Source organism: Pelagibacterium luteolum, from assembly GCF_900100665.1.
Lineage (GTDB): Bacteria > Pseudomonadota > Alphaproteobacteria > Rhizobiales > Devosiaceae > Pelagibacterium > Pelagibacterium luteolum.
Genome location: NZ_FNCS01000017.1, coordinates 1 through 25139, shown reverse-complemented (window position 1 = coordinate 25139; position 25139 = coordinate 1). Strand labels below are relative to the sequence as shown.

General features: G+C 63.4%; 24 protein-coding genes. 1 reads left to right on the top strand and 23 read right to left on the bottom strand.

Annotated elements, in window-relative coordinates; translation table 11 throughout:
• Nucleotides 1-8: 8 nt before the first annotated feature.
• The 15 genes from BLR31_RS17670 to BLR31_RS17600 all read right to left on the bottom strand — a co-directional run bounded on the left by BLR31_RS17670 (nucleotide 9) and on the right by BLR31_RS17600 (nucleotide 16071).
• Nucleotides 9-239 carry a DUF2274 domain-containing protein gene (locus tag BLR31_RS17670; protein ID WP_090598428.1) on the bottom strand — a complete coding sequence of 77 codons (231 nt, stop codon included), beginning with the start codon at nucleotides 237-239 and terminating at the stop codon, nucleotides 9-11.
• The gene (locus BLR31_RS17665) at nucleotides 236-1348 is read right to left on the bottom strand and encodes a TraB/TrbI/VirB10 family type IV secretion system protein (RefSeq protein WP_090598500.1); all 1113 of its coding nucleotides are present in this window, start codon (nucleotides 1346-1348) and stop codon (nucleotides 236-238) included. The genes BLR31_RS17670 and BLR31_RS17665 overlap by 4 nt, the downstream gene beginning before the upstream one ends.
• A 71-nt stretch (nucleotides 1349-1419) precedes the next feature.
• Nucleotides 1420-2418 carry a P-type conjugative transfer protein TrbG gene (gene trbG, locus BLR31_RS17660; RefSeq protein WP_425287274.1) on the bottom strand — a complete coding sequence of 333 codons (999 nt, stop codon included), beginning with the start codon at nucleotides 2416-2418 and terminating at the stop codon, nucleotides 1420-1422.
• Between the two features lie 5 nt (nucleotides 2419-2423).
• The gene (trbF, locus tag BLR31_RS17655; protein WP_090598423.1) at nucleotides 2424-3113 is read right to left on the bottom strand and encodes a conjugal transfer protein TrbF; all 690 of its coding nucleotides are present in this window, start codon (nucleotides 3111-3113) and stop codon (nucleotides 2424-2426) included.
• On the bottom strand, nucleotides 3110-4462 hold the full coding sequence (trbL, locus tag BLR31_RS17650) for a P-type conjugative transfer protein TrbL (protein ID WP_090598421.1): 1353 nt from the start codon (nucleotides 4460-4462) through the stop codon (nucleotides 3110-3112). The genes trbF and trbL overlap by 4 nt, the downstream gene beginning before the upstream one ends.
• Before the next feature lie 4 nt (nucleotides 4463-4466).
• Nucleotides 4467-4733 carry a putative entry exclusion protein TrbK-alt gene (gene trbK-alt, locus BLR31_RS17645; RefSeq protein ID WP_090598498.1) on the bottom strand — a complete coding sequence of 89 codons (267 nt, stop codon included), beginning with the start codon at nucleotides 4731-4733 and terminating at the stop codon, nucleotides 4467-4469.
• Between the two features lie 22 nt (nucleotides 4734-4755).
• Nucleotides 4756-5541 (bottom strand): P-type conjugative transfer protein TrbJ, encoded by a 786-nt coding sequence (gene trbJ, locus BLR31_RS17640; protein ID WP_090598418.1) that lies wholly within the window; start codon nucleotides 5539-5541, stop codon nucleotides 4756-4758.
• On the bottom strand, nucleotides 5538-8117 hold the full coding sequence (gene trbE / locus BLR31_RS17635) for a conjugal transfer protein TrbE (protein WP_090598416.1): 2580 nt from the start codon (nucleotides 8115-8117) through the stop codon (nucleotides 5538-5540). The genes trbJ and trbE overlap by 4 nt, the downstream gene beginning before the upstream one ends.
• A gap of 10 nt (nucleotides 8118-8127) precedes the next feature.
• Entirely contained in the window at nucleotides 8128-8409 is a 282-nt protein-coding gene (locus BLR31_RS17630) for a VirB3 family type IV secretion system protein (RefSeq protein WP_090598413.1), read from the bottom strand.
• The gene (locus tag BLR31_RS17625) at nucleotides 8409-8741 is read right to left on the bottom strand and encodes a TrbC/VirB2 family type IV secretion system protein (RefSeq protein WP_090598411.1); all 333 of its coding nucleotides are present in this window, start codon (nucleotides 8739-8741) and stop codon (nucleotides 8409-8411) included. Before BLR31_RS17625 ends, BLR31_RS17630 begins: the two co-directional genes overlap by 1 nt.
• Nucleotides 8738-9718: a P-type conjugative transfer ATPase TrbB gene (gene trbB / locus BLR31_RS17620; RefSeq protein ID WP_090598495.1), complete on the bottom strand. Its 981-nt coding sequence runs from the start codon at nucleotides 9716-9718 to the stop codon at nucleotides 8738-8740. The genes BLR31_RS17625 and trbB overlap by 4 nt, the downstream gene beginning before the upstream one ends.
• Before the next feature lie 792 nt (nucleotides 9719-10510).
• Entirely contained in the window at nucleotides 10511-12160 is a 1650-nt protein-coding gene (locus tag BLR31_RS17615; protein WP_090598408.1) for a UvrD-helicase domain-containing protein, read from the bottom strand.
• Entirely contained in the window at nucleotides 12157-14094 is a 1938-nt protein-coding gene (locus tag BLR31_RS17610; protein ID WP_090598405.1) for an ATP-dependent nuclease, read from the bottom strand. The genes BLR31_RS17615 and BLR31_RS17610 overlap by 4 nt, the downstream gene beginning before the upstream one ends.
• Nucleotides 14095-14330: 236 nt before the next feature.
• Nucleotides 14331-15416 (bottom strand): ImmA/IrrE family metallo-endopeptidase, encoded by a 1086-nt coding sequence (locus BLR31_RS17605; protein WP_090598403.1) that lies wholly within the window; start codon nucleotides 15414-15416, stop codon nucleotides 14331-14333.
• 1 nt (nucleotide 15417) lies between these two features.
• Nucleotides 15418-16071 carry a hypothetical protein gene (locus BLR31_RS17600; protein ID WP_090598400.1) on the bottom strand — a complete coding sequence of 218 codons (654 nt, stop codon included), beginning with the start codon at nucleotides 16069-16071 and terminating at the stop codon, nucleotides 15418-15420.
• A gap of 445 nt (nucleotides 16072-16516) precedes the next feature.
• On the opposite strand from BLR31_RS17600, the gene BLR31_RS17595 reads away from it, so the two are divergent.
• Entirely contained in the window at nucleotides 16517-17767 is a 1251-nt protein-coding gene (locus tag BLR31_RS17595; RefSeq protein ID WP_090598398.1) for a Shedu immune nuclease family protein, read from the top strand.
• Between the two features lie 72 nt (nucleotides 17768-17839).
• Here BLR31_RS17595 and BLR31_RS17590 read toward each other — a convergent pair whose 3' ends face one another.
• From BLR31_RS17590 to BLR31_RS17555, 8 genes are all read right to left on the bottom strand, one after another.
• A complete protein-coding gene (locus BLR31_RS17590; RefSeq protein ID WP_090598396.1) occupies nucleotides 17840-18256 on the bottom strand; it encodes a ribbon-helix-helix domain-containing protein in 417 nt (138 codons plus the stop codon).
• A gap of 9 nt (nucleotides 18257-18265) precedes the next feature.
• Nucleotides 18266-20257 (bottom strand): conjugal transfer protein TraG, encoded by a 1992-nt coding sequence (locus BLR31_RS17585; RefSeq protein WP_090598393.1) that lies wholly within the window; start codon nucleotides 20255-20257, stop codon nucleotides 18266-18268.
• A 29-nt stretch (nucleotides 20258-20286) separates the two neighbouring features.
• Nucleotides 20287-22056 (bottom strand): relaxase/mobilization nuclease domain-containing protein, encoded by a 1770-nt coding sequence (locus tag BLR31_RS17580; RefSeq protein ID WP_090598391.1) that lies wholly within the window; start codon nucleotides 22054-22056, stop codon nucleotides 20287-20289.
• Between the two features lie 247 nt (nucleotides 22057-22303).
• On the bottom strand, nucleotides 22304-23071 hold the full coding sequence (locus BLR31_RS17575; protein ID WP_090598388.1) for a lytic transglycosylase domain-containing protein: 768 nt from the start codon (nucleotides 23069-23071) through the stop codon (nucleotides 22304-22306).
• A gap of 3 nt (nucleotides 23072-23074) precedes the next feature.
• Nucleotides 23075-23416 carry a DUF736 domain-containing protein gene (locus tag BLR31_RS17570; RefSeq protein ID WP_090598386.1) on the bottom strand — a complete coding sequence of 114 codons (342 nt, stop codon included), beginning with the start codon at nucleotides 23414-23416 and terminating at the stop codon, nucleotides 23075-23077.
• 36 nt (nucleotides 23417-23452) lie between these two features.
• Nucleotides 23453-24010: a S26 family signal peptidase gene (locus BLR31_RS17565; RefSeq protein WP_090598383.1), complete on the bottom strand. Its 558-nt coding sequence runs from the start codon at nucleotides 24008-24010 to the stop codon at nucleotides 23453-23455.
• Complete coding sequence (locus tag BLR31_RS17560; RefSeq protein ID WP_090598381.1) at nucleotides 24007-24510, bottom strand: DUF2840 domain-containing protein; 504 nt, start codon at nucleotides 24508-24510, stop codon at nucleotides 24007-24009. Before BLR31_RS17560 ends, BLR31_RS17565 begins: the two co-directional genes overlap by 4 nt.
• Nucleotides 24511-24833: 323 nt before the next feature.
• Nucleotides 24834-25139, bottom strand: a 306-nt coding sequence (locus BLR31_RS17555; RefSeq protein ID WP_176762739.1) for an ATP-binding protein, incomplete at its 5' end; no start/stop codon positions are given.

Genomic DNA, 25139 nt, shown 5'->3' with positions numbered 1-25139 from the left:
AACCTGGACTACGGTGTTTCTCGCGACCGCCAGAGCTTGGCGAACTCCTTGTCTGAGTCGATGTAGCCGGCGATCATCGGAGAAGCGACCTTGGCTGGCGGGATCGGATCGGTTTCACCCATCTCGCGAGCGAGCGCCTCGCCATAGGCAATGAGCTTGCGGTGAAGCGGCGCCGGCACCTCGATGGTCAGCTTGACGGGACGTTCGTCGGGAATCCGACCCAGCTTCAGTCTTGTCATTGCGCAACTCCGTATGGTTCCAATATCAAATCTCTGGTGACGATGACCCGGACCGGAAAGCCGGGCCTGATGGTCAGGGTGGGCGCGACCTGCAACTGGCGCTGGATGATCTGCTGACCCGCCTGATTGATCGTGTCCTGCGCGCCATCGCGGATTGCCCGGATCAGACGATCCTCGTCGCTCGTCGCCAGCTCGGCGCCGACGCCAAGCAGCGTCGAGAGCCCTGCTGCCCGCATCAAATCCCACCAATGGTAGTCGACGCCATCTTCGATCCCGGCATAGCCGGAAGCGTCCGCGCCCGGCTGGCGCTCCAGCACGATCGACCGGCCGTTGGGCAGGATCAGCCGGGTCCACACAAGCAACACCCTGCGTTGGCCAAAGGTCACACCGGCGTCGTACTGACCGATGATGCGCGTTCCCTGGGGAATCAGGAGCAGGCTGCCAGTCGGGCTGTCATAGACATTTTGCGTCACCTGGGCCGTGACCTGACCGGGCAGGTCGGAACGGATACCCGTAATCATCGCGGCCGGGATCACGGAGCCGGCCTGAAGGATGTAGGGCGAAGCCGGCGCCATGACGCGATCTTCGGCGACGGTTCGCCGGTCCACTTCGGCGTTGAGGAAAGCGACATGCCGATCCTGCGGGCCGGTCCCGGTCAGGCCGGGGATGGAAGAACCCGGCATTTGCTGGAACGATGGCAGACCGGCGGTTGATCCTCCCTGTGTCTGGAAGAAGAGAGCACTTGTGCGCGCGGCCTCGAGCTCGGCAAGACGGCGCTGTTCTTCCTCATCGACCGCCGGCACAGGCATATGCGTTGCCGGCATGGGCTGACCCTCTTCGCGAGCACGCAGGACCGGGCCGCCGAGATCGCCGGGCAACGGGGGGCCGAGCACCGGGACGTCGCCATAGGAACCGGGTAGATCACGCAACCCATCGGCTGTCTGGCGCCGATCGGTGGTGACGAGTTCCTCGCCTGCCTGCTGGCGGTCGGCAGTCTGAAGCGCGTAGATCAGCGCACCTCCGATACCGAGGCCGGCGACGAGGCCAAGTCCGGTGAGTGCCTTTCGTGAAATCCGCGTGACACGCGGAGTTTCGGTGCGCAGTCGCATCGGCGCTGCGGCCTCCGCCGTCGACCCCGTGAGGGGGATGGCCTCATCCTTGTGGTCATCGTCGGTTGCGGTCATGACGAGGTCTCCGCGTTTATGGGACTCGCTGCCTGCTGCGCCGGCGCCATGCGCACGATCCTCACGGTCTGCCGGCGGTTTCCGCTGCCCAGGCGCAACTCGGCCGCGCCGAACAGGCGATCGACGATCAGGACGTTTTGATAGATGCGGCTGTTGACGATCTCGGGCTCGCCGTCTGAGCCGATGACGAACAGCGGCGGCATCTCGCCCTGCACGATGCCGCGAGGAAAAACGACATAGACACGGCGACCGTCGTCGAACACGGAGATTGGACGCCAGGGCGGGCTATCGCCGGAGAGCCCGTAGCGATAGTTGCGAACGCTCTCGGCCGGAACAACCGGCGCAGCCGGCGCCGTGACGCGCTGGGCGGCGGGAGGCTGTGGATAGGCCCAGGCGATGGCCGGCATCCACGTCTCCTCGTCAGCGCGGAGCTCGATCAGATAGGTGCGTCTGTCCGTGGTGATGACCAGATTGGTCGAGATGTCCGGTCGGGTGGGCTTGACGAGGACCTGGACCCGCCGCGTTGGACCCGAGCCGCTCTCCGTGTCACCGATAATCCACCGTGTCGTATCGCCAGCGGCGATCGGTCCCGCACCGGTCAGGCTTTCGCCCGGCTCGAGCGCGATCGTGGTGATCTGCCCGACGGCGGCATAGACCTGAAACAGCGCGCCTTCGGACCAGGGGTAGATCTGGATGGCATTGTAATAACCAGCCTGTCGCGGCTCGACGCGCGCGGCGGCATTGGCATTACCGACCTGGCCGGTAGGTGTTGTCGCGTTCGCGCCGCCGCGTGAAACTGACCACGCCGGCGGAACGTGCAAGGGACGCGGCACGTCGCTGGTCACAGCGACCTGATGAACCGGAAGCGGCGGGACGTCGTCGTCATAGGCGAATTGCGCTGTGCGGTTGGTCGCGCAACCAGCAAGCAAAGTGGCAGACAGGAGCGTCAGGATCAGAGCTGGCGAGCGGACGCGTCTCCGGGTCGAGAATGGCATGGCGGTCATTGGCTCATCTCCCGCGACCAGTTAATGGCATTGACGTAGATACCGAGGGGATTGGCGCGCAGCCGCTCGGCGGTGCGCGGCTGTTGCAGGACGACGCTTAGGATCGCGGTCCAGCGCTCGGTGCCCGAAAGCTGGCCGTTCTCGTAGTGGCGCTCCGTCCAGGCGATCCGGAAGGAATCGGGAGACGCACGGATGACGGATGAGACCTCGATCGCGACCTGGCTCCGCCCGACGCGTGTGAAGGGATCGTTGCCGCGGGCGTAGTCGTTAAGCGCGACGGCGCCCCGGTCGGTGGTGAAGTCGTAGGCGCGCAGCCAGTTCTGGCGAACCACGATCGGATCGGACGGCAATCCACGGACCTGCTCGATGAAACGCGCGAGGTGGAAAGCGATCTGCGGGTCGGTGGGCTGATAGGTGGCGACAGCCGGATCGACTGCACGCGCCTCGCCGTAGCCGTCCACCTCGACCACCCAAGGGACGATCGTGCCGCGCGCCGATTGCCAGACGAGGGCGGAAGAGAGCCCGCCCGCCAGGATCAGGCAGCCGAAGGCCATGTAGCGCCAGTTCCGGGCCTGGACGCGGGCCGAGCCGATGCGCTCGTCCCAGACCTGCGCGGCACGCTGATACGGCGTCTCGGGCTCCGGGGATTTGCCGTAGTGGGTGGTCGGTCGATTGAAAATTCTCATGTTCGGTCGCTTTCGGAAAGGCTGATGGAAGAGCCGCCGCCTCCGCTGTCGCCGGAGCGGACGGCATGTCCGGCGGCGGTCAGGCCGTGGCTCATCGCCTGGCTACGGCGCATGTTCTGCGCCCACGCGGGCGTGTTGGCGGGAGCAGCGGCGTCTCCCGGCGCAGCATCGCCGCTGATGGTCCCCATGGAGGATGTACCGCCGCCTGCGGCGAATGCGGCACGGGCACCGGACTGATAGGAAGATTTGACGGATTCGGAGGCTTTGGAAGCCGCACGCTTGAGCGGCGAGACGGTGGCCGAGCCGGCCGCGCGGGCGACCCCACCAAGGCCGGAGGCAACGCCACCCGCACCGGACTGGCCCATCGCGCCGAGCGAGTATGCGGTGCCGGCGGCTCCGGCAGCACCGGCACCGCCGCGGACGGCCGCTGCGCGGCCGGACAGCGCCGCCGCTCCCCCCTTGGCGGCCAGCATGGTGGCCCCGCCTGCCGCGACGGCTGCGCCGCCGACGGCAAGGCCGGTTCCAACCGCAGCGCCGGCGCCGAGCTGGGGTCCCCCCGAGACGATGCCGGTCGCGATGCCCGGACCAAAGATGCCGAGCCCCAGCAGCGAAAGCGCTGCCAGCACGATCGCCATGGCCTCGTCGATCGTCGGCGTTGCGTCGCCGAACCCCTGGGTGAACTCGCCAAAGAGGGTCGATCCGATGCCGATGATGACGGCGAGGACGAGGACCTTGATCCCGGAGGAGACGACATTGCCCAGCACGCGCTCGGCCATGAATGCCGTCTTGCCGAACAGCCCGAAGGGGATCAGCACGAAACCGGCCAGCGTCGTCAGTTTGAACTCGATCAGCGTGACGAAAAGCTGGACGGCAAGAATGAAGAAGGCGAGCACCACAAGCGCCCAGGCGAGCAGCAGGCAAGCGATCTGGATGAAGTTCTCGAAAAAGGCGATCCAGCCCATCAGGTCGGAAATGGATTCCAGCAGCGGGCGACCGGCATCGAGGCCCGTCTGCGCGACGCGGCCGGGGCGCATCAGATCCTCGACGGAAAAGCCGGTGCCCGACCCCATGAGGCCGAGCCCGGCGAAGCTGTCGAAGACGATCCTGGCAAGATTGTTCCAGTTGGAAATGATGTAGGCGAAGACGCCGATAAAGATCGTCTTCTTGACGAGGCGGGCGATGATGTCGTCGTCCGCGCCCCAGGCCCAGAACAAGAAGGCGAGCGTCACGTCGATGACGATGAGCGTTGTGGCGATGAACGCCACCTCGCCGCCGAGCAAGCCGAAGCCGGAGTCGATATAGCGGGTGAAGACCCCGAGGAAATTGTCGATGACCCCCGTATTGCCCATGTGCTCAACGCGCCTCCGCCGGAGCGCGGCCGAGGAAGCGGTCGCGGTTCTGCGCCCAGATGGCGAGACACTCGGGATCGGATGCGGCCGCTTCGCCCAGGAGCTGGCAACGGCGCAGATCCTCCCGCAGCGGATCGTGCACGACCGGAGCGGCCGGCGCGGTGGCACCGCGCGCGGGGGTATCCGTGCGGGTCATCTCGATGACCGTCGCCGTGATGGCGATCGCCACGAAGACGATGGCCCCAACCTTGGCGAGCGCCTTGCCGTCCATCTCCATCCCCCTTTCCGGCCGATCAGTTCCCGTTGAACATCTGCGCGCTGCCGGGCTGGTAGCCGCCACCTGACGTCAGGAACCTCTCACGCTGGATGCGGCCCTGCTCGGCGGCCGTCACGCGTTCGGCCTCGGTAAGCGCATCGGCGCGTCCGTTGGCCGAGATGACCGCGATCAGGTCGGAGAGCTGCTGGCTTTGGAGTGCCAGGAGCTGATTGCCCGCCTGCGTGGCTTGAAGCGCGCCAACCGCGTTCTGGCTCTGACCGACGAGCGCGGACATCTCGACGCGATTGGCGTCGATGTTGCCGACGGCGCCGGCCTGCACGCGCAGCGCGTCCTGCAGGCCGCCAACTGTGTTCTCCCAGCGCGAGCGTGCATCCGAGACGAGCTGCTGTTCGCTCGCCGAGAGCGATACCGCGCCGTATTGCTGCGTGAACGCCTGATCGATCTGGGCGACCTCGAACGCGATGTTCTGCGCCTGGCCGAGAAGCTGCTGGGTGCGCTGGACGTTTTGCTGAATCTGCTGGAGCGAGGAGTGAGGCAGGCTCGCCAGGTTCCGCGCCTGATTGATCAGCATCTGCGCTTCGTTCTGAAGGCTCTGGATCTGGTTGTTGATCTGCTCGAGCGAACGCGCCGCCGTCAGGAGATTTTCGGCGTAGTTTGTCGGATCAAAGACGATACGGCCGCCGAAGATGAATGCGTGGGCCGGTGTCGCGAGGATCGGCGACAACGCGACCGGACCTGCGACGGCGATGGCGAGCGCAGAGGCGACGGCGAGCCGTGTGACGGGGTTTCGAGTTCGGGTCATGGGATGTGCTCCTCTTCATCAACAGGGGTGAAGGCTTCAGGATCGAGATCGCGCGGGTCGAGATCGAGGATGGTTGCCGCCGCCTCGTCCGCTGCCATCAGGTTTGGAAGATCGGGGATTAGGTCGGCCGCCCAGTCGACGCCGCGGTGCCGGAGCCAGGCGGCGAGAAAACCGTCACGACCATGCTGGGCACGGATGCGCGCGATCTCGACCTGATCGGACTTGGCGGATGCAGCGCAAAGCGCGAGCCCGACCTCGGACAGTCCAAGATCGAACAGGCGGTTGCCCCTGCGGCTTTGGCAGTAATAGTCGCGTTTGGGCGTCGCGCGCGCGAGGATTTCGATCTGCCGGTCATTGAGGCCGAAGCGGCGATAGATCGCGGTGATCTGCGGCTCGATCGCGCGTTCGTTGGGCAGGAGTAGCCGCGTCGGGCAGCTCTCGATAATGGCTGGCGCGATGGTGCTGCCGTCGATGTCTGACAGGCTTTGCGTGGCGAAGACGACGCTGGCGTTCTTCTTCCTGAGCGTCTTCAGCCACTCGCGGAGCTGGCCGGCGAACCCTTCGTCGTCGAGCGCCAGCCAGCCTTCGTCGATGATGAGCAGCGTGGGTCGACCGTCGAGGCGGTCGCCGATGCGATGGAACAGATAGGCGAGCACGGCGGGGGCCGCGCCGGTGCCGACCAGGCCCTCGATCTCGAATGCCTGTACGTCCGAGCTGCCAAGATGTTCGGCCTCGGCGTCGAGCAGCCGGCCATAGGCCCCGCCGACGCAATAGGGCCTCAAAGCCTGTTTCAGGTCGTTGGATTGCAAAAGAACGCTGAGGCCGGTGATCGTGCGTTCCTCGACCGGTGCGGAGGCGAGCGATGTCAGCGCTGTCCATAGGTGTTCCTTCACCTCGGGCGTAATCGGGACGCCCTCGCGCATGAGGATCGCCACGATCCAGTCGGCGGCCCAGGCGCGCTCATGGGTGTCGTGAACGCGAGCGAGCGGCTGGAGCGACACGCCATCGTGAAGCGGATCGAGCGCGGCCAGCGCGCGGTCGATGGGATCGGCCTCGTCCACCGGCGGCGCGGCGGCGCTGTTGCCGCCGAGATCGTGCCAGTCGCCGCCCATGGCCAGCGCGGCAGCACGGATCGAGCCGCCGAAGTCGAAGGCGAAGACTTGGGCACGCTGGTAGCGCCGGAACTGGAGCGCCATGAGCGCCAGCAGCACGGACTTGCCCGCGCCTGTTGGGCCGACGACGAGCGTGTGGCCCACATCGCCGACATGGAGAGAAAACCGGAACGGGGTCGATCCTTCGGTCCTGCCGTAAAGCAGCGGGGGCGCGCCGAAGTGCTCGTCCCGTTCCGGCCCTGCCCACACGGCACTCAGCGGGATGATGTGGGCAAGGTTGAGCGTCGATATGGGGGGCTGACGGACATTGGCATAGGCATGTCCGGGCAACGAGCCCAGCCAGGTATCGACGGCATTGAGGGTTTCGGGCATGGCCGTGAAGTCGCGGCCCTGGATGATCTTCTCGACCAGGCGCAGCTTCTCGTCGGCGGTGCGAGGGTCCTCGTCCCAGACGCAAACCGTCGCGGTGACATAGGCCATGCCAGCGACATCCGCCCCAAGCTCCTGCAACGCCATGTCGGCATCGGCCGCCTTGTTGGCGGCGTCGGTGTCAACGAGCGCGGATTGCTCGTTGGTCATCACCTCTTTGAGGATGGCGGCGATGCTCTTTCGCTTGGCGAACCATTGCCGCCTGATCTTCGTCAGCAGCCGCGTCGCGTCCGTTTTGTCCATCAGGATGGCGCGTGTCGACCAGCGATAGGGAAAGGCCAGCCGATTGAGGTCATCGAGGAGGCCGGGCGTCGTCGCGGTCGGAAAGCCGGTGATGGTGAGGATGCGCAGATGGGCATTGCCCAGGCGCGGCTCCAGCCCGCCGGTCAACGGCTGGTCGGCGAGCAGCGCATCGAGGTAGATCGGCGTTTCAGGGATCCTCACGCGATGGCGGCTGGTCGAGATCGTTGCGTGCAGAAAGGTGAGCGTCTCGGCGTCATCGAGCCAGCGGCAGGCGGGCATGAAGCCGTCAAACAGTGCCAGAACGCGATCGGTGCGATCGATAAAGCCGCGCAGGATTTCCCAAGGGTCGACGCCGGACCTCTCGCGGCCCTCATAGAGCCAGGTTTCGGCGCGCGCGGCTTCCTCGGCTGGCGGCAGATAGAGGAAGGTCAGGAAGTAACCCGAGACGAAATGGCTCCCGGCTTCCTCGAATCCGGCCTTGCGCTCGGCGTCTACCAGCGCGGAGGCAGCATCGGGAAACATGCTGTCGGGATAGCTCGAGGACGGGTCGCGTTGCGCCTCGACGAAAACCGCCCAGCCCGATCCGAGGCGGCGGACGGCATTGTTGATGCGGGACGCGACGGCGACGAGTTCGGCAGCGACCGCCGAGTCGAGATCCGGCCCGCGAAACCGTGCGGTGCGCTGGAAGGAACCGTCCTTGTTGAGGACGACGCCCTCGGCCACCAGCGCGACCCATGGCAGATAGTCGGCGAGACGAGTGGAAGAGCGACGATATTCGGCAAGGTTCATCATTGCGACGGCCTCACACGTCGAGATGGCCGGGGATGCGCAGATGCCTGCGGCCGACCTCCACGAAATGAGGGTCACGGCGCGCGGCCCAGACCGCTGCGGCATGGCCGAGCGCCCAGATCGCGAGGCCGGCAAACCAGAGCTGGAGGCCCAGGCCGATCGCACCCGCAAGCGTGCCGTTCAGAATGGCGATCGAGCGCGGCGCACCAGCCAGCAGGATCGGCTCGGTCAGCGCCCTGTGGACCAGGACCGAAAATCCCGGCACCGTGTCGAGTTGTTCGAAGGCACTCGCCATCAGACGAGCGCCCCGCCGCCGAAGGAGAAGAAGGACAGGAAGAAGGAACTGGCGGCGAAGGCGATCGAGATGCCGAAGACGATCTGGATCAGCCTGCGGAAGCCGCCGCCGGTATCGCCGAAGGCGAGTGTCAGGCCGGTCACGATGATGATGATGACGGCGATGATCTTGGCGACCGGCCCTTCGATGGACTCGAGGACCGCCTGCAACGGTGCTTCCCACGGCATCGACGAGCCGGACGCATAGGCGACCGGGGCAAGCATGAAACTGATGGCGAGGGTCGAGGCGGCGGTTGCGACGCGGCGCTGCATGCGCGATCGAATGCGAGTCATGCGGGATCTCCTTTGTTCTGGATCGCTGAGGTGGTCCGGTAGTCGCCATCAGGGCCGAGCCCCTCGACGCGGACGAGTTCGGAAAGACGACGCGCCGAACCGCGCCCGGAAAGGACGGCCACGAGGTCGATGGTTTCCGCGATCAGGGCGCGCGGCACCGTGACCACGGCCTCCTGGATGAGCTGTTCGAGTCGGCGCAGCGCGCCGATGCCGGTGCCGGCATGGATCGTCCCGATCCCACCGGGATGCCCGGTTCCCCATGCTTTGATGAGATCGAGGGCTTCCGCGCCGCGCACTTCCCCGATCGGGATGCGGTCGGGGCGCAGGCGAAGCGATGAGCGAACGAGATCGGAAAGCGTGGCGACGCCATCCTTGGTCCGCATCGCCACCAGATTTGGCGCGGCGCATTGCAGTTCGCGCGTGTCCTCGATGATGACGACGCGGTCCTCGCTGCCGGCTACTTCGGCGAGCAGCGCGTTGGTCAGCGTCGTCTTGCCGGTCGAGGTGCCGCCGGCGACGAGGATGTTGGACCGGGACGCCACGGCTTCGCGCAAAGTCGCTGCGTGGTCCGACGTCATGATGCCGGCGGCCACATAGTCGTCGAGCGTGAATATCGCTATGGCCGGCTTACGGATCGCGAAGGTGGGTGCCGCGACGACCGGCGGCAGCAACCCTTCGAAACGCTCGCCGGACTCCGGTAGCTCAGCCGAGACACGAGGGCTGCGCGGATGCACTTCCACGCCGACATGATGGGCGACGAGGCGGACGATGCGTTCGCCGTCGGCAGCGGAGAGACGATCGCCGGTATCGGCGAGACCCTCTGAGAGACGGTCCACCCACAGGCGGCCGTCCGGATTCAGCATGATCTCGATGACGCTCGGGTCTTCGAGAAGCCGCGCGATCGACTTCCCGAGCGCTGTGCGCAGCATGCGCGCGCCGCGTTTGTTGGCTTCCGATTGTGGGTGTGTAGCAGTCATGAAGGCCCCGGTTTCCACCGGGAACGCGTCATTCAATCCCCGGCTGGGCTTGACTAAAAGGGCCTCGAGTCACGGCGATTCAACAAGTTTTTGTCGTAGTAGGGAGGCGGAGTCCGAGGTCGGCAAGCCGCGTAAGAATGTCGTGTAAGGCGGGTTGAAGGGCGCGATCGCGCTCTCACGACAGCCGCGGGCGGTCACCGCGACGTACTCCCGAGAAACCGCTGGCCAGGCCGTTCTCGTCAAGATGCGCGGCGGCCGAAGAGGCGAGCCCGAAAACCTGATTCGCTTGCTCGGAAGCTGCCGCGTTAGCGTCCCAGTTCGCCTCCAGTTGCAATGCACATCGGACTTAAGCTCACGACCCCATCTCCGTCGTTCCCAGATCACGGACGGCTTCCCGAAAGCGGTCGTTCCTAACGCGCTCGACTACCGGCATATTCGGCGCCGTGGCCGGACTGTCAGGTCTTGGCGACAGTCACACAGATAGCTGCGTTTCTGCAGATGACGCCATTATCGCCATTTCGGCGACCTGCCCGGCGGGAATGTCAGATGTCGAGCTCAGACGTCCTGCAGGAGATCGCGGATCGGCTCGTTCGCCACTGGCGCCCAGCCTGAAGACGAGCATGTGAAAGCTGCGCGCAAAGGGGAGCCGCGGCGACGAGATTGGCGTGCTGGCCCAGCGATCAGCACAAATGTCTTCGTCACCAATGCCAACTTTGTTGAATTTGATGTCGTCGAGTTCTCAGACCATGTGGAGAGCCTGGAGCATAGTCGCCATCGAGGGTTCAATCGCTACTATGGCACGTAACCAAGGAATTCGTCATGCTCACGGCGCTCAACAGTCCAGCGCTTCGCGCCGCCTGGGCGCTGACGATAGTGGCACGCGGTCAGCCAAAGACGTTGTTTGGCGCGGGAGATCCCTACAAAATAGGCAGCGCGTTCCGCCGACAATTCGCCCCAAAAGGTTTCCTTCTCGACCCCGAGAATGACAACCGTATCAAACTCCAACCCCTTGCTCTTGTGCACTGACATGATGCGGACGGCGCTGTCGCCGGAGAAGGACGCCAACGCTGTCGCCGGGTTCGCGTCACCCTGCAGCAGCAGGTGCGCACGTTCGAGTACTTGTTCAATTAACTGATCGAGGCGACCGCCATGCGCATAGTCCGGCGATAGCGCGACGAGATTGTCGCGCCCGATCTCACCGACTAATACCGTGGCAAGCGTTAGCAGGTCGTTCACTTGCGCAAGATCGACCTCACCTGCCGCGATCTGCCGTCTGGTTTCGGTGACGAAGCGATCCCAGCGTGAGCGCAGCTGATATTCGCGTTCCTCGTCATGGCCATGGTTGAACACGACGAAATCCAGCAAGCGGCGATAGGCGGCGGGTTGCCGTGTGCCACTGGCGATCAGCAGAAAGTCAATGAGCAGGCAAGCGATCGGCTCCGACGCCAGATCCTGTTCCTTGTCTTCCTCGCGAAACGGAATCTCAGCCACCTCGAATGCCGCCGTAAGGCGCTGACAATAGAGATTCTGCTGCTTACTGACCAGGATGGCGATCTCAGAGGGTGCGATGCCATCGTCGATCAGACCCCGAATCCGCTCTGTCAGGCTGGCGGCTTCTTCGCCGTCGTCATCGAAACGAAGAATGTCGATCTCGCCCTCGTCGCCTACAATATCCGTATCGTCGAGGGCGGCTGGCGGATCCATCACTTTCACCATCGCATTCTGCATACGGCGGAGCCTCGGTGCGGATCGGAAATTCTGGTAGAGGTTGAGAGGTAGCGCATCGAACGCATCGGCAAAGGTTTGGAAGATGCCCTCGAGCGCTCCGGCCCAGCCCATGATGCTTTGCTTGGTATCGCCCACCGCCGTTAGAATCGCCGAGGTACCGTCGAAACAGGCGAGGATCAGGCCATATTGATCGGCCGTGCAATCCTGGAACTCGTCAAGAAAGACATGGGTGTAGGTCTGGCGCACCGCGTTGCGCACAACCAAGCTGGTTTCAACGATCATCTGCGCAAGCGGCACCATATCAGCGAAGGTGATCGACTGGCTCTGCACCCGGTGCGGTCCAATCGAATAGTCTGGGTCTAGCGCATCGCGTCCGGTCAGCACCGGACGAAAGCGATCAATGATCCGCTTGGCGAATGCATGGAACGTATGGCTGTCGAAGCGCGCCGCCAGCTCAGGTCCGCAGCGCTTGCGGACGCGTGCTTTGAGATTCTGGCTGGCATCGGTCTTGAACGAAATCGCAAGAATCCGCCTTGGATAGCGGCAAGTGCCCGTGCGAAGCAGGAAGTCCGCCCGCTGCGCAAGCATTTCGGTCTTGCCGGCACCCGGGCCCGCAGTCAGCACCAAATTGCGCGCACTCTCCGTAGCGGCCGCCATCGCGTTCGGCTCAAGCGTCAGTCCATCGGCGGGCGACCATCGCTCGACCGCGATCATTCCGGCAGGCCCTCCAGAGCGATTTCGACATAGTCGAATAGCGCGGTCATGACCGTTGGCATATCGGCCGCTAGTTCCGCATCATCGAGCGCAGCCATCGCCCGGATGTGCCAGGCCGGCTTGCTGCCGAGCTTGAAGCGACGGTGATACGCATCGAACAGCTCGAGCTGCTCGTCGGAATATTGGCCGCCGACGACGTCATGCTTCTTGCCCAAGACCGCCTTGAGCGTGGTTTCATCTGGTTCCTCACGCTCTGCGTCATCGACCTTGTACACCTCGCCGAACGCCTCGATCATCATGAAGTCGAGATCGAGCGGAGAGGAAAAGAAGACCCCTCGATCCTCGAAATACTCGATCCAGCCGTCGTCATCGACCAGCAATCCCTCATCGCTGTCCCAAGCCGGAATCCCCGCGATATCGTCGTCATTGATGCCGGCATTTGCGACATCGCCATATTCTAGGCGTTGCTTGGCGGCATATTTGATCCGTCCCCAGCCGCCCTGATAGCGAGCAAGGTCGAGGTCGAGCAAGGTGGCGTGCGGGATGCCGAGTGCGTGGAGCAACCGCCAGAAATGATTGACGTGCCGGCCACCTAAAGGAACGATCGAGATCGACGCGTCATCGGTGAGAATCCCGCGCGCAGCGAGCAGCCGCGGCAGCACAACCTCCTCGCTGTCGCCTTCGCCCAGGATGACGAAGCGAGAGAAATATAGCTCAGGAAATGCCTGCACGCCTTCGCGGACATATTTTGCCGCATCCTCATTTTGCGGCAGCAAGATCCGCGCAACGACTGTCCGCCGATTGCCGTCGAGTCGCAGATAGCGGATGGTTTCGGGCGCAACACGACGCAGGAGCGACGGCGCGTGGGTTGCCACCAACGCCTGCTCGTTCTGACCTTTCGCAAATTCGGAGACAGCACGGACGACGCGCCCCAGATAGTGTGGTGACAGGCTGTTCTCCGGTTCTTCAACCGCAAGCAGAGTAAAGATCGCGGGCCGCAGCTTGTCTATGTCGAAGGCGTCCAGCTCCCCGGCAAGAACCTTGTCGCCGATCTCGCGCATTGCGAGCACCAGCGAGATATAGAGCAACGACTGCTGACCGTCGCTCAACCGTGAGAAATCGACGAGCGGTGCGCCGTGGCCGGGCGTGAACGTCAGGCTCAGATGGCGCAGCAGCGTATCGATCTCGCTCTGTGCAAACGAAACCGCGGGGTCGGCGAAGAACTGGCCCTTGTGAAGCTGTCCCCAAATCCCGGTCAGCGACTTTCCGATGCCTTCGATGGCGGCGTTGCCGGTCAGCGCGGCGGTAATTTGCGCTGTGAGATCGCCGATCGCTTCACGCTCATAGCTCCAGTCTGCCGCCCGCAATGCTCGGCCTAGCAGCGAGTTGGCGGAATAGGAGACGTGATCGGACGGGTCGCGACGGGCAGGCAGATAATGCACCTGAACGGCGTTGCGATCTTGCTTAGAGGCGCGGCTTTCCTCATTCGGCAGCCCAGCATCGTCGGTCTTGGTCACATAGGTGAAGGTCTCCTCGATATCGCCATCCTGATCAAGCGTCGCCGCCAGGCGTAAGCGGACGCGCATAGGCTCGTCGCCGTCCACCATCAGCATGTGCGCGAAGTTGCCCGGCACTGCGGGCATGTCGTCGGCATCGTCCAAATCCAGCTCTGGAAATTCGAAATCGGCTTCGATCCAGAGCCTGCGCTCCTCCGGCGCTCCACCGGGCGCCTCGTCGGCTGCAATGTGGAAGTCGGAGGGCCTGATCTTGCGCAGTGCAGGATCGACGCTGAACATTCTCGCCAGCGCCTGCAGCACAGCGGTTTTGCCGGTACCGTTTTGTCCGAGGATGAACGTAGTGTCGTCCAACGCTATGCCGGTAGCAACGCTCCCAAAACATCTGAAATTACAGATGCGCAAACACGCAAGCTTCATCGAGCCCACCCCAAAGTATGCAAAATATAGCTGAACAGTTCTACGCTATTCCGTCAGCTATCTTCTGCAGATAATATTTCACAAGCCTTATGTGACTGGCTACCTTTTGGATCATCGCCTATCATGTCAAATGACTGGAATGGGGCGCTCCCCGTCAACGGTTGCTGACCCCGTTCCGGCCGTGCGCGCAACAACTACACATGCCCTCAAAGTCGCCGTTCGTGGCAAAACTCTAACTACTTCACTATCCTTAGTTTTCCCCGTGGAGGCGTTACTGGTGCTGTCCGCGGGGCCGACGGCACACCAACTGTTACAAGGCCAAACAACAGTTTCTCGAGTTCACCCTCGGGCAATGAAAGAAGTTCGGATAAACCACCTAATCCCAATTGTTCATCCCGGCGAACCTCGCTGAGCACCTTCTGCCAGATTTGGGATTGCTCCCTCCGAATTGGCGCGGGCTCTTCAGTTCGCCAGCCACGCCTAGATATCTCAATGAAAATCTGCTGATAGTTCCATTTGGTAAGGAGGCCGGTCTCGTGCAGGCGGTACGCCATAGCAGCAACGGATACCGACCATTCCTGCTTCAGTTGAACAACTTTCGGAAGCCCGGCGATGCGGCCCGCAGCCCGCAACGGAGCTTCGGGAATCAAAAAGGCTGCTGCGAACTCGTTAGCCTGCTTCTCAGCTTCTAGGCCATTTGGCGCGGCATGCTTGTGCAACACGAGATGCCCAAGTTCATGAGCAGCGTCGAATCGGCTTCTCTCCCCCGATTTCTGTGTGTTCAGAAAAACGTAAGGCCGCACCCCTCGCCATAGTGAGTACGCATCGACCTCTTTGCCATCCTCCCCAAGTGAGAAGACTCGAACACCTTTCAACTCAAGCAGGTGAACCATGTTCTTGATGGGCCTATTGCCTAAGCCCCAATAATCTCGCAGTCCGGCTGCTGCCGTCTGCGGCAATTCCTCTCGCATATCAGGAACGTCAGCGTGTGGCAGATCAAACTGGCCGTCCAGCCAGTCCGACAGCAGAAAGGCTACAGCGCCGGCGGCAATCGCACCATCACGCTGCCGAGCCGTCATTTTGCTCATGGACCGAAAGCTCACACCTTCTACCTGAGGTATGTCCAGATCGTCGGCAGCAAAGAATTCGAGAGGGAAGCCGAGTACCCGCGCGAACTTCTGAGCTACGTCGTCGCTCGGCAGGTATTCTCCGGCCTCATAACCAGTCACAGTACGAGGCTCGATGCCAACTCTGGCTGCGAGTTCTCGCATCGTCAGCCCGGCCCGCTGACGAGCGACTTTCAGCCGCGATTTGTTGAACATTTTATGCAGCCTTGCGCTTCACCGGCACGTCGATATCAGGCGCGTCAGTTACCTTCTGTGGCACGCCGCCGTCCACGCTAGGCATGGGGATGAAAATACGTTCAGCCCAATCGGTTACCATCTGGTCGTCGAACTCAGACGGCAAAGACAGCTCAGCTCGGCACTGTTCATCATCGATGTTTATCAGCAGCATATACGTTTTGTAGTTGAGGATCGTTGCAGCCCGGCGCAGGGTAACTTCCACCGTCTCGGGAAAGAGATCTCCCTCCGCACTGTTCTTCAGCACGGCTGCCTCAGTGAAGAGGCCCTTGGGCGACTTCGTCCTTGGAATGCCAGGCCACCTGCAAGTGAGGCCGTCGGCACTCGCGACGACGATGTTGATCTCACTCGAATCGTTGATCACCAAAGAATAGTTGTTTGGGTCGTCTTTGCGCCAACCAAGCGGTACCAATTCGTCCCGTAGAGTGCGCACCACCATTCTCCAAGCTTCGGTACCCGGTATAAACGGGGGATCATTATCAGTGCAATTTAGCCGGGCTACGTGTCCAGACTGTACGGCCTTGATTAGCGCTTCAACAGAAATACCCAATTCCATCAGACGCCGACGAGCGTCAAATGGATGCTGATACAGTGCGGTGCTGACGGAAATGCTCATCGACTGAATCCTACTTCACTTTTTCCACCTTCTAGCAGGTCTAAAAAATGAAGTCCAGCAGCAGTGGCCGCCGTGGCCAACCACCTAGGCCATTTTACATAATGTCCCGCCACCGCGCTTGGCCAACAACGCCAGACCTTCAGGTTGCCATCCCGGATGTCGCTGCGGAACAAGCGGACCGTCAGCTATAAGGCAACGGGGAATTCACACGGAGTGACCGCAGGGAGGGCGCAATGCCGAACGGCTGTGTCCGACCCGATTTCGGTCGGTGGGACAGCTCGCTGTTGCCCAGGAGCTGCCATTCCTTATCTCGAAGTGCTGTCGACCTTGCGACCCGAAGCATCCGCTCATGCGATGGCTTCGCGAAGATTGAGATCGAGAGCGCCTGATCACTGGCTGCGGCCCGATCTGTCGACTACGGTGCTACCGCACGACTGGGGTGGGCATGGCTATCAAGTTCAAACGCACAACGACTGGCATAGATTTTGAGTATCAATCAGATCGCCAGAGCAACAATTGGGTGTGGAGAGAGCTCACCGAAAAAAGGTGGGTAGCCATATCATACGTTTTCCACTTCGGAAAAAGGGATCTGATCGACCCGCCTTCGAAATCGGCCAGGATCGATGAGGATCACTGGTATCGCTTCACCTTCGGCAGTTTCGAGGGGGAGTATGTTAGAATTCCCGGTCGTGTGCTCGACATCCCAAACGATGTTCTCTTTCCGGCCAATACGAAGTTTCTGCGAAAGACGTTCGCCGCCGAAAGGAACATCTCAATATTCGGTCGCATGGCAAGACTGCTGGATCACACGAATCCGATCGTGATCGGCGGCGAGCAGGAAGGGGCGATTCCGCTCGTAGTGTTCGAGGAACTGCTCGAGAAATTCCCGAATTCCTACGAGGTGGATCGCTATGCCGAGGCCCGCGTGACCACGGTGCTGTCCCAATATCTCGATGGTATGGCGGATGCTCGAGCCAAGTATGAGAACTACTTCAAGAGGCGGATGGCAGGCTCGCTCACCTCCAAAATGGACCTAGACTTTCTCAATAAATTTGAGGTTGAGAAGTACCTCTTGATCAGAAAGGCCATCAAAGAGGCTCTCGACGACAAGATGGACTTACCTGAGGGAGACTGGCAGGATCTGATGATATCCTTCCTGCTGCTGCTGTTCCCCAAGTACATCAAGGTCCTGAAGAATGTTGCGATCGCCGACTATTACAGCAATCCCGAGAAAAAGACCTCGCGCTTCATCGACATCGCCTTGGTCGATGCCAACGGCAATCTCGACGTGATCGAAATCAAAAAACCGTTTGAGGACAAAATCCTTCGGAAATCGCCGTATAGGGGCAACAGCATCCCGACTTCGGAGTTGAGCGGCACTATCATGCAGGCAGAGAAATATCTGTTCCACCTGTCGAAATGGGGCGTGCAAGGCGAGAAGAAGCTTACGAGCAAATACGCCGACGACCTGCCGAAGGGCATGAGCATCCGGATTTCCAACCCCAAGGCCATTATCATTGTCGGTCGCGATCAGATCGGCGGCGGCGATATGACCGGCAGCCAGCTGCTCGACTTTGAAGTCATCAAGCGCAAGTACTCGAATATGATGGACATCATCACGTACGACGATCTGCTGCGCAGGCTGGACACAACAATCGTAGCCTTGGGCGGAGAAACCGTGATTACTCGGCCTTAAGCCGCCGACCAGTCTCTTCATGTCCGCTTTAATGGTAGTGTGGCAAAAAGCTGCCATTCTGCAAACCACCCACTACCCGCCATCCGGCGGTACGACGTCGTCGGGAATTTCGCGCAGGAAGTTGTGTCCGCTCTGGAGATGGTGGCCGAGCGTCTCGACGAAGCCCTCGAACCGCTCGCGGCCCTTCACCTGCGCACTCGCCTGATCTTCGGTCGCGAGAGGCGGCGTGATGGTGAGCCAGAAGCGGATGAACAGCGCCAGCGTGTCGGCGGTGATGCGCAGGTCACGCTCGATGCGGGCCGACTGGCGCGACAATCGATCGAGCCTGCGCGTGAACGCAGCCTCGCGCATATCCTGGGCGTCCGGGGAAAGGAAGGAAGCGACCGCCGCCTCGACTACGGCCGAACGCGAGAGGTTTCGTTGCACGGCCAGGACGTCGATCCGGCGGCGCAGGTCTGATGGTAGCGTGAGCGAAAGCCGATCTCGCATGGGGGACTCCTAGAGGTCGATGCCTTCGTCGGGGTTGAGCGCAGCCTGACGGGCGATGCCGCCCATCTGCCGGCGCAGGGCTTGGCGCTGCCGCGCCGTCTGCTCGGCGTCGTCGTCGAGAATGATCTTGAACTCCTCGGCGGCCTTTCTCGGGGCGGTCTCCTTCACGATGGCCACATGATCGGGGAGCTCGGGCTCCCGGCGCAGGCCGGCATTGTTGTTGTCTGACCTATTGCCCTCGATCTCGGCCCGAAGGGCTTCGTCAGGCGCGCGGGTTCCGAGGTCCGTCCAATCGTCCTTCCGCCTGATCGGAACGATCATTGACGGATCGGGCGGATCGACGACGCGCTCCATGAAGCGGGTGTCCTGAAAGTATCGCGCCTTCTTCGCCCGGATCGGCGGGGAGCCTGCGACCATGACGATCTCGTCATCGACCGGGAGCTGCATGATCTCGCCCGGCGTCAGGAGTTGGCGCGCGGTCTCCGAGCGCGAGACCATGATGTGTCCGAGCCACGGCGCGAGTCGGCTGCCTGCGTAGTTCTGCATCGCCTTCAGCTCGGTCGCGGTCCCGAGCGCGTCCGAAATGCGTTTGGCCGTGCGCTCGTCGTTGGTCGCGAAGCTGACGCGGACATGGCAATTGTCGAGGATCGAATTGTTCTGGCCGTAAGCCTTCTCGATCTGGTTGAGCGATTGGGCGATCAGGAAGCTCTTGATGCCGTAACCCGCCATGAAGGCCAGCGCCGACTCGAAGAAATCCAGCCTGCCCAGCGCCGGGAACTCGTCGAGCATCATCAGGACCCGATGGCGACGCTCCCCGGCCTGGAGGTCCTCGGTCAGCCGCCGGCCGATCTGGTTGAGCACGAGCCGGATCAACGGCTTCGTCCGCGAGATGTCGGACGGCGGCACGACGAGGTAGAGGGTGGCTGGTCGCCTATCGGCGACGAGATCGGCGATACGCCAGTCGCATCGCGAGGTGACGGCCGCCACCACGGGGTCGCGATAGAGCCCCAGGAAGCTCATCGCGGTCGACAGCACGCCAGAGCGTTCGTTGTCGGACTTATTGAGAAGCTCGCGGGCCGTAGAGGCGACGACGGGATGCGGCCCCTTCTCGCCGAGATGCGGCGTCGCCATCATCGCATCCAGCGTCGCCTCGATGGTGCGCCGCGGATCGGACAGGAAGGAGGCGACGCCGGCGAGCGTCTTGTCCTCCTCGGCATAGAGGACGTGAAGGATCGCGCCGACGAGCAGAGCGTGGCTGGTCTTTTCCCAGTGGTTCCTTTTCTCCAGCGATCCCTCGGGATCGACCAGTACATCGGCGACGTTCTGGACGTCGCGCACTTCCCACTGGCCGCGCCTGACTTCGAGCAGTGGATTGTAGGCGGCCGAATCCGCATTGGTGGGATCGAACAGCAGCACGCGGCCGTGATGGAATCTGAACCCGGCGGTCAGGGTCCAGTTTTCCCCCTTGATGTCGTGAACGATCGCCGAGCCGGGCCAGGTCAGGAGCGATGGCACCACGAGGCCCACGCCCTTGCCCGATCGGGTCGGAGCGAAGCACAAGACATGCTCCGGGCCATCGTGCCGCAGATAGTCATTCTCGAACTTGCCCAGCACCACGCCGTCCGGGCTAAGAAGGCTCGCCGCTCTTACATCCTTGCTTTCGGCCCAACGTGCCGAGCCGTAAGTGTCGATGTCGGGTGCTTCGCGAGCCCGCATGACCGACAAGGTGATGGCGACGGCGATGGCGAGGAAGCCGCCCGAGGCCGCGATGATCCCGCCCTCGTAGAAGATGCGCGGCGCATACGCCTCGTAGAAGAACCACCACCAGATGAGCGCTGGCGGATAATAGACCGGCCAGCCGAACAGCTCGAACCAGGGCGGGCCGAGTTGGGCCTGAAAGCCGAAGCGCCAGGCGACCCATTGCGTGCCGGCCCACGTGGTAGACAGGACGATCAGCAGGACGATGGTGATCTGGCCCCAGAGGATCTTGGTCGCGGGCATCGCTGGAGGTCCTTTCAGGGTTCGGGGGATTACAGGCCGAGGTCGCGCTTGCGCCCCAGGCTCCACTCGATCCCGCCGCCGCCCGTGGCGACGCCGGCGATGTGCTGGCCGAGCTTGTTGTCGATCTCGCGGGACCAGGGCACGAGCTGGAAGCCGAGCGATCCGTCCAGGCCGCGTGCCTCGACCATCGCGAAGCGACCCGAGGTGAGCGTGAGCTTGCGGCGATAGACGCCCGCCACATGCTCGCCCGCCTTCGCCTCGACATGGGCAAGCCCGGTCTCGGCCGAGAGCTGCTCGCCCACGGCGTCGAGCTCGCGCCGTCTCAGGGTCGCAAGGAGATTGCGCTGCAGGAGGATGCGCTGCCCCTCCCGCCGTGCGAGGCCGTCGTCGACTAGATGTTCGGCGCGCGCGTCCATCGCCTGGCGCACCTCGCGGCCGAACCCGCTGGCGCCAAGCGTCATGGGCTCGCGTTCGACCAGGCGGTGATCGAGCCAGGTTGCACCGGGCGCAGTGATCTGGGACCGGAGATCGAGGTCGGAGCGGTTGGCGATGACGAGCGTCGGCCGCTCCTCGCCCTCGCGACCGAAACGCCGGACCTCGACGATGCCGCCGATGGACGGAGCGTGCGTGAACGCTTCGACGCCGCGCAGGCGGACATGGTGGGCGCGCCCGTCCACGCCGTCGATCACGGCATAGGCTTCGCCCGTCAGCTCGTTGTGCATGCCCTTGTCGATGAGCCGCCCGACGATGGGCGGGCCGTGGCCGCCTGCGTCGATGACGTAGTTCGCGACGCCACGATCCTCGCCCCGTTCGGCAAAGGCGCGATGCATGGTCTTGATGATGTCGCCGCGCTGGCCGAGATCGCGCAGCGTGCGCTCGGCCTTCGGCTCCAGCACCCACTCGCCGGGAGCGCCTTCGGAGGCGAGCCCCATCTTATCGAGATGGCGCAGCCGGCCGATCATCAGGCGGCGGGTTTCGGGATCGGACGGTCCCGGCGTTTCCGGGCGCAGGTCGATGGTGCCGAGATCGTCGGCGCGGAAGCGGATCTCGCGGTCGAGCCGCGTCCAGCGGTCGGCCGTCACTTCCCTCTCAAGCGCCGAGCGGATTTCGTGCTCGGGCTTCGGCCCCAGCTCGATCTCGACCAGATCCTCGGCGCGCGAGCGCAGACCACGGCTGATATAGTCGCGCGAGATGACGAGATCGGCGCCGGTGTGGTCGACGCCGCGCACCAGCAGATGGACGTGCGGATTGTCGGTGTTCCAGTGATCGACGGCCACCCAATCGAGACGCGTGCCGAGGTCCGCTTCCATCTGCCTGACGAGATCGCGGGTGAACGCCTTGAGATCGCCCATATCGGCCGCGTCCTCGGGCGAGACGATGAAGCGGAAATGATGCCGGTCGTCCTTGCAGCGATCGGCGAAGGCAAGGTCGTCGGCGCGGTCGGTCCCGGCGTCGAACATGACGCCCTTTTCCCCGTCCCGGCTGACCCCATCCCTCTTGAGATAGGAAAGGTGTGCCGACATGGGCGCGGCGCGGAAGGCGCGGCCCCTATGGCGAGCAATGCGCGCGGAGACCACGACGCGGCGGCTTGCGCTGAACAGGCGGTTTCGCGAGAACACGTTGCGGCCGCGCCCGAAGGTCGAGCGCCCACCGAGGCGGGATGCGCTTGCGCCGGCCTTGCCGTTGCTGGCGCGCTTGGCCGCGCGCAGCACCTGATTGATGAACGGCTTGGTGCGCGGCGCAGGGGCCGAGCGCGGCTTGCCGGGCCGGATGCGGAAGTCGCGTTCGTCGCCGCTCATCGCCGCCTCCCGAGGAGGCGCAGAGCGCCGTGCATACGAATTGCCCTTGAAATCCTTGGCGAAATCCCGGTTTCGTAATACCGACCGCCCGCCATGCGCACGAAAAGACAAGCCATGCCAATGGGTTGGATGCCGCGTGCATAGGCGCTTTTATCTTGCCGTGCTTCCCCTGTCGTTCCCCTCCCGGCCCGCCCTTCCGCTGAACCTATCCGAGTGCCCTCCAAGGCGCGCGACAGCACGAAGCAACTCATGGCGAGCCTCCCGCGCCGGAATGCGGCACGAAAAGGCCACTCGCCTCGACGGAAACCGGGTCGACGTCATTGCCGGGATGCACGCCCGGACGGTCGATCGAAGGCACCGCATCGGACGCTGGCGCGGTGTCGAAACCATCGCTGGAAGGCCGCACGAAGAGCGGGGCAGCGCGCCAATCGGGCGGCGCAGACGGCGTAGAGGCAGCCGAAAAAGACAGTGGTTCCGCCCCAAGAATCGGGGCCAGCGCGGCGACATAGGCGCGCGTTTCGGCCGGCAAGTTTCGACCGGAAACGAGATATTCGTCGTAGCGTCCAGGGCCGGCATTGTAGGCCGCGAGCATCGCGCCGACATCACCGTAGCGGTCGAGCATCTCGCGCAGATAGGCCGCCCCGGCGTGGATGTTATCGCGCAGATCGAAGGGGTCCGGGCCGAGCCGATGACGCGCGCGAAGTTCGGCCCAGGTGTCGGGCATGACCTGCATCAGGCCCATTGCGCCGACACGCGAGACCGCGCGCGGATCGCCCGCGCTTTCGGCCTGGAGCACAGCCGCAATCCAGTGCTCGGGCAGCTCGAACCGCGCCGCCGCCTCCGCAATGTGTGCCGCGAAGGGATCGTGCGGAACGGGTGCGGCGAGCGGTGCCTGCTGCGCCAGAGCGGCCAACGACGGCGTGGCCGCGACGGTAAGACGGGAAAGGAGAAGGAGGACGATGCGGCATGGATTGACGCATCGCCGGTCCTTCCGATGCGAGGACAAACGCAGCATCGGTCAGTCCTGCTCGTCCTGCTTCTTGGGCCGAATCCAGCGGACCGCCCATCCGCGGCCGTCATCGTCGGTCGAGAACAAATGGGCGCGGATTGGCTGCGCGAAGCTCGGATCGTCGAGCACGAGATTGTATCCCGTCGCCCCCTGGCCAGTGCGCTTCCACGCCGCGCCGACTTCAGGTTCGCCCTCATCTGCGAGATGGATTCGAAAGGCCGGGTAATCGGACGCTTCATCCGCCGACGCGGTGTCGAGAGGAATGAGGACGAGCTGGTGGTCGAGGACGAGGGTGCGAATATGACCGGAGAAGCCGGTCTCGGTGCGGGTGAACTCTCCGATAATCGCCATGATGATGCTCCTTTGCTGTGGCGGTTGCGGAAGGGGTCAGGGCTCGCGCGCGAAGCTGCGAGAAGCCCAGCGGAAGCGGCCGTCGCCGTCTTCGTCGGTCCACACGGGGACGACGCGCGCCGTGATGGTCGAGGCGGGAAGCGGCCCGAAGTACCGGCCGTCGAGGCTGTCTGGCGCGTCCCAGTTCATCAGGAAGACTTCGCCGGGGCGCAGCGTGCGGCAGCCTTGCCATCGAGGCAGATCGCGCCCGAGGCCGTCGCGTTCGCGGGCCTCGCCATAGGCATGGTCGTAAGCGATGATCGTGGTCCCGCGCCGGCAGACCTCGGTGCCCGGCAGCGCCAGCACGCGCTTGATGAGGGGCACGCCGCGCGGCAGATATTCACGTTCATCGAGGAGATCGGCGATAGCGGCGGGCGGCATGACCGCGACCAGATCGCCAACTTCGACGCGCCCGGCCGACGCCGTGCGGTAGAGGCCGACCGGGACGCTGGCCGATGCGTTCCATACATGGGAGGGAGCGTGACCGGAGAGGACCGGGGCGATGACGAGCGCGGCCGCGCCGAGCGTCACGGCGATGGTAAGGCGACGGCTCATGGCTCGATGCTCCGCCGCGCGAGCCAGGCGCGATGCTGGTCGAGGGCGTAGGCGCGCGGGACCTGGCCGGCCGTCAGGCGGTTGTGAACGTGGCGCCAGTAGTCAGGCGCGGCCTCGATGGGATCGAGGCCGAGCGCCTCCACCCCATCGACTGCGTGCAGCACCTTCTCGACCCTGGGCCAGCCGTTGATGGACAGGAGCAGCTCGCCGCCGCGCCGCACGAAAGGCAGCGTCTGATAGGCGTCGCCGGGGCCGGGCACGCGCACGATGTCGATGCGCGAGACGATCGTGCCGTAGGCATTCGATGCCCAGCGTACGAAGCAAAAGATCGATCCCGGCGCGAAGCTGGCGATGCGGCGCTGGGCGTCGAGGCGCTGGTCGGCGGCCGGACGGCCGAAACGCAGCCAGTGCTCGACGCGGCCTTCGCGCCAGGTCAACTCGACATGGGTGAGATGGGGCGCGGCTTTGTAGGCGGCGCGCACGTCGGCGGGCGGTCTCATCGCGAGCCTTCCGCACCGGGCGTCCGGGTGCTTTGGGCGGGTTTTTCCCCGGTCTCCCGGCCCAGAAGAAGGTTAGAATCTTTGTTAGACTCTCTGTTAAGGCCCGGAATCGTCGTTTCGGGCCAGAGCGTTAGCTGGGGTTCGTGCGTGCGATCTCCCGAAGGGGTTGCGTGTGATCTCCCGACACTGCGTGCGTGTGATCTCCCGATGGCGTCCACAGGACTATCCACAGGGCGGGATGGATCGCTTGGGAGGATGTGCAGAAGCTCCTGTCAAGCGAAGCGAGGATTTGACCCCTTTGGCGAACTGAAGAACTGACCCCCTCACTGGTTTGCTGTTTCGTTGGTTTCGAGCGCCGGTCCGGTCTTCTGCAGAAGACCGGACCGGCGCTTTTCACGGAGCCGATAGCTGTCGCCCCGGATGGTGATCACCGTAGAGTGGTGAAGCAGGCGGTCCAATATTGCTGTGGCGACGACGGGGTCTCCAAAAACGCTTCCCCATTCTCCCACGGAACGATTGGAGGTGATCAGGATCGCTCCCTTCTCGTAGCGCCGCGACACGAGCTGGAAGAACAAGTGTGCGGCATTGGCCTCGAAGGGCAAATAGCCCAGCTCGTCGATGATGAGCAA

What these genes read in the sequence shown, in the direction of transcription:
- BLR31_RS17670 (WP_090598428.1), bottom strand. Translation starts at nt 239, where the DNA reads ATGACAAGACTGAAGCTGGGTCGGATTCCCGACGAACGTCCCGTCAAG.
- BLR31_RS17665 (WP_090598500.1), bottom strand. Translation starts at nt 1,348, where the DNA reads ATGCGACTGCGCACCGAAACTCCGCGTGTCACGCGGATTTCACGAAAG.
- trbG (WP_425287274.1), bottom strand. Translation starts at nt 2,418, where the DNA reads ATGCCATTCTCGACCCGGAGACGCGTCCGCTCGCCAGCTCTGATCCTG.
- trbF (WP_090598423.1), bottom strand. Translation starts at nt 3,113, where the DNA reads ATGAGAATTTTCAATCGACCGACCACCCACTACGGCAAATCCCCGGAG.
- trbL (WP_090598421.1), bottom strand. Translation starts at nt 4,462, where the DNA reads ATGGGCAATACGGGGGTCATCGACAATTTCCTCGGGGTCTTCACCCGC.
- trbK-alt (WP_090598498.1), bottom strand. Translation starts at nt 4,733, where the DNA reads ATGGACGGCAAGGCGCTCGCCAAGGTTGGGGCCATCGTCTTCGTGGCG.
- trbJ (WP_090598418.1), bottom strand. Translation starts at nt 5,541, where the DNA reads ATGACCCGAACTCGAAACCCCGTCACACGGCTCGCCGTCGCCTCTGCG.
- trbE (WP_090598416.1), bottom strand. Translation starts at nt 8,117, where the DNA reads ATGATGAACCTTGCCGAATATCGTCGCTCTTCCACTCGTCTCGCCGAC.
- BLR31_RS17630 (WP_090598413.1), bottom strand. Translation starts at nt 8,409, where the DNA reads ATGGCGAGTGCCTTCGAACAACTCGACACGGTGCCGGGATTTTCGGTC.
- BLR31_RS17625 (WP_090598411.1), bottom strand. Translation starts at nt 8,741, where the DNA reads ATGACTCGCATTCGATCGCGCATGCAGCGCCGCGTCGCAACCGCCGCC.
- trbB (WP_090598495.1), bottom strand. Translation starts at nt 9,718, where the DNA reads ATGACTGCTACACACCCACAATCGGAAGCCAACAAACGCGGCGCGCGC.
- BLR31_RS17615 (WP_090598408.1), bottom strand. Translation starts at nt 12,160, where the DNA reads ATGATCGCGGTCGAGCGATGGTCGCCCGCCGATGGACTGACGCTTGAG.
- BLR31_RS17610 (WP_090598405.1), bottom strand. Translation starts at nt 14,094, where the DNA reads ATGAAGCTTGCGTGTTTGCGCATCTGTAATTTCAGATGTTTTGGGAGC.
- BLR31_RS17605 (WP_090598403.1), bottom strand. Translation starts at nt 15,416, where the DNA reads ATGTTCAACAAATCGCGGCTGAAAGTCGCTCGTCAGCGGGCCGGGCTG.
- BLR31_RS17600 (WP_090598400.1), bottom strand. Translation starts at nt 16,071, where the DNA reads ATGAGCATTTCCGTCAGCACCGCACTGTATCAGCATCCATTTGACGCT.
- BLR31_RS17595 (WP_090598398.1), top strand. Translation starts at nt 16,517, where the DNA reads ATGGCTATCAAGTTCAAACGCACAACGACTGGCATAGATTTTGAGTAT.
- BLR31_RS17590 (WP_090598396.1), bottom strand. Translation starts at nt 18,256, where the DNA reads ATGCGAGATCGGCTTTCGCTCACGCTACCATCAGACCTGCGCCGCCGG.
- BLR31_RS17585 (WP_090598393.1), bottom strand. Translation starts at nt 20,257, where the DNA reads ATGCCCGCGACCAAGATCCTCTGGGGCCAGATCACCATCGTCCTGCTG.
- BLR31_RS17580 (WP_090598391.1), bottom strand. Translation starts at nt 22,056, where the DNA reads ATGAGCGGCGACGAACGCGACTTCCGCATCCGGCCCGGCAAGCCGCGC.
- BLR31_RS17575 (WP_090598388.1), bottom strand. Translation starts at nt 23,071, where the DNA reads ATGCTGCGTTTGTCCTCGCATCGGAAGGACCGGCGATGCGTCAATCCA.
- BLR31_RS17570 (WP_090598386.1), bottom strand. Translation starts at nt 23,416, where the DNA reads ATGGCGATTATCGGAGAGTTCACCCGCACCGAGACCGGCTTCTCCGGT.
- BLR31_RS17565 (WP_090598383.1), bottom strand. Translation starts at nt 24,010, where the DNA reads ATGAGCCGTCGCCTTACCATCGCCGTGACGCTCGGCGCGGCCGCGCTC.
- BLR31_RS17560 (WP_090598381.1), bottom strand. Translation starts at nt 24,510, where the DNA reads ATGAGACCGCCCGCCGACGTGCGCGCCGCCTACAAAGCCGCGCCCCAT.